General features: G+C 44.5%; 1 protein-coding gene. It reads left to right on the forward strand.

The window, feature by feature from the left end; translation table 11 throughout:
• A partial coding sequence (locus VN429_RS00705) for a PKD domain-containing protein (protein WP_325628706.1) occupies positions 1 to 1979 on the forward strand: 1979 nt, incomplete at its 5' end.
• Positions 1980 to 2103: the final 124 nt, after the last annotated feature.

Consider the following 2103-nt stretch of genomic DNA (forward strand, 5'->3'; position numbering starts at 1 on the left):
GGATGGTTCTGCCGCGTACGGGAGATAAATGGGGAAATATGAGAATTGATTCTTATTTTAAATATCCAACGAGAGGTTTTTTTATACTTCTCACCGGGCTGGTTTGCATCAGTCTTCTAACATTGAATGTATCTGCTCTCCCAGGGCCGGCACCAGAGTTTTCAGGCCCGGGAATACATCAATCTAATATCACTTCTGGAAACGACACAACACCTGTGCTTCAGCCAGCCGTTAAATCTCAAACTATGGCCCTTTCGGCTCAGGAAGTCAAGGCGAGTAGGTCTTCTACAACATCAACCGTATCATCACTGAAAGATACCACGGGAATCAATGTTACCTGGCAGAAATGCTATGGCGGAAGTAGTGATGATACTGTATCCTCGATAATCAGGACTGCTGACGGAGGATCTATCTTTTGCGGATATACAAACTCAACCGATGGCAACATATCAGGATTTCATGGAAACTATGATTACTGGATTGTGAAATTCGCTGCAAATGGATCCATTGAATGGCAGAAGAATCTAGGGGGATCTGATATTGATGTCGGTATGTCAGTGAATCAAACCCCGGATAAAGGATACCTTATCACCGGGTATTCATACTCCACTGATGGAAATGTAACCGGAAACCATGGTGCTGATGATTCATGGATCTTGAAACTCTCATCTATCGGTACAACTGAATGGTCAAACAGTCTTGGAGGAAGCAAACACGACTGGGGCTGGTCAGGAATCCAGACTGCTGATACAGGATACCTTGTCATTGGAGGAACTGGATCACAGGATGGGAACGTATCTGGTAATCATGGAGATTATGATGGCTGGATTCAGAAGATCAATGCAAATGGGACATTGCAATGGCAGAAGTGTCTTGGTGGTAGTAATTTAGATGAGTTGACTTCAGTAATCCAAACTCCAGAGGGTGGATATCTTACTGCAGGGAGGGCAAGTTCCACTGATGGAGATGTCGTTGGAAATCATGGGGGCTACGATGCATGGATCGTATGTCTGAATACCACAGTTGGACTGAAGTGGCAGAAATGTCTCGGTGGTAGTGGGGATGACTATGTGGCTTCCCTTATTAAGACAAAAGATGGCGGATATCTAATAGGCGGGTACACCAATTCCACAGATGGGAATGTTTCAGGTAACCACGGCAATAACGATGCCTGGGTAGTGAAACTTGATGCTGACGGCAACCTGAAATGGCAGAAATGTCTTGGTGGTTCAGGCGATGATGCTGTTGAATCTGTTATACAGGATTCTGACAGCGGGTATTTGATTGCCGGATATACATCATCTGATGATGGCGATGTGTCAGGTTATCACGGTGATTATGATGCCTGGATAGTGAAACTTGATGCTGATGGCAACTTGAAATGGCAAAAATGTCTTGGAGGAACTGGAGAAGATGATGCAATATCGATTATTCAGATTTCCAACGACAGGTACCTGGTAGCCGGATACACTTCATCAAATGATGGCGATGTGTCTGGTAATCATGGGGGTTATGACGCCTGGATTGTTGACATCCAAAATTCTGATTCAACAAAGACCGTTGATATGGAATCCCTCCTATCCCAGCCGGGACCCAATGGTGGAACCAGTATGCTAGGTTCGGTTGATAACTGGTCTTTAAACGCTTTATCTACAGTTCAGAGCAATTCCACTTCAGGTTCTTCTGATACAATACAAGTCTCGTTTACCGCCAATACCATAAGAGGTTCAGCTCCTCTGACTGTTGCATTTACCAGTACATGTCAGGGTAATCCAACCGCTTACTCCTGGAATTTTGGAGACGGAAAAACATCAGGTGAGATAAATCCAACTCATACCTATACTGTTCCGGGAACCTATTCGGTCACACTCAAAGCAATGAATGCAAACTCCGGAGCAATAGGGGTTCTTCCTGATTTAATCACCGTGACTGATGGCAGGCTTTTTTCTAAAAAATACCAGGCACCCGGTACTGCATGACAGTGGTGTGAAATGCTTTGTAAGAAGCATAAAATCCTTTTTTTGAGTTCCGATATGAGACGCCAACTAGAGAGGATCTGATGACCGGCGTGTATACCAACTTTGCCACCATGCAGAATAAACG

The sequence above is a fragment of the Methanospirillum sp. genome, from assembly GCF_035560735.1.
Classification (GTDB): domain Archaea; phylum Halobacteriota; class Methanomicrobia; order Methanomicrobiales; family Methanospirillaceae; genus Methanospirillum.